Origin of the sequence: Vogesella mureinivorans (assembly GCF_007644035.1) — a bacterium.
GTDB lineage: Bacteria > Pseudomonadota > Gammaproteobacteria > Burkholderiales > Chromobacteriaceae > Vogesella > Vogesella mureinivorans.
The window spans coordinates 1-272 of sequence record NZ_VMTV02000683.1; the positions used below are offsets into that span (position 1 = coordinate 1).

Annotated in this window: 1 protein-coding gene; it reads left to right on the forward strand. The window is 60.7% G+C overall.

Annotation, left to right across the window (positions count from 1 at the left end; all coding sequences use genetic code 11):
* Nucleotides 1–125: 125 nt before the first annotated feature.
* Nucleotides 126–272: GTPase (locus FLQ44_RS17725; RefSeq protein WP_206208956.1), on the forward strand; the 147-nt coding region annotated here is incomplete at its 3' end.

Sequence of the window (272 nt, forward strand, 5' to 3'; positions counted from 1 at the left end):
ATGCAGCGCCCCTTCTTGCCGAAGGCAAGGACGCGACATTCGCCCACAAGGTTCACCTCGCGCTCAACCCTGAGCCCGAAAAAAAGGAAACGAAACAGCAAGGCAGCGACGGAGAGTAACGGGCCATGGGTTTCAAATGCGGCATTGTCGGACTGCCCAATGTCGGCAAGTCCACGCTGTTCAACGCGCTGACGCAGACCGCGAGCGCGCAGGCCGCGAACTATCCCTTCTGCACCATTGAGCCGAATGTCGGCGAAGTGGCGGTGCCGGAC